This window comes from Variovorax sp. VRV01 (genome assembly GCF_014852545.1).
Classification (GTDB): domain Bacteria; phylum Pseudomonadota; class Gammaproteobacteria; order Burkholderiales; family Burkholderiaceae_C; genus Variovorax; species Variovorax beijingensis_A.
Window position 1 is genome coordinate 1 of the sequence record NZ_JACVBS010000084.1, and the last position, 288, is coordinate 288.

The 288-nt window shown below is 67.0% G+C and carries 1 pseudogene; it reads left to right on the plus strand.

Annotated features, from left to right (window positions below):
• Positions 1-288: pseudogene (locus IB278_RS33685) on the plus strand (acyl-CoA dehydrogenase); the annotation flags it as partial.

The window sequence follows — 288 nt, forward strand, 5'->3', positions numbered from 1 at the left end:
GCCTGCCCAAGACCATCGGCGCGGCCTGCGGCGAGATGCTCAATTCGGCCAACATGAGCTTCGCGCTGTGCCCGCTTTTGAGCGACGGCGCCATCGAGGCGCTGCTCACGGCCGGCTCCGACGAACTAAAGGCGGTGTACCTGGAGAAGCTCGTGAGCGGCCAGTGGACCGGCACCATGAACCTCACCGAGCCGCAGGCCGGCAGCGACCTGGCGCTGGTGCGCAGCCGCGCCGAACCGCAGCCCGACGGCACCTACAAGGTCTTCGGCACCAAGATCTTCATCACCT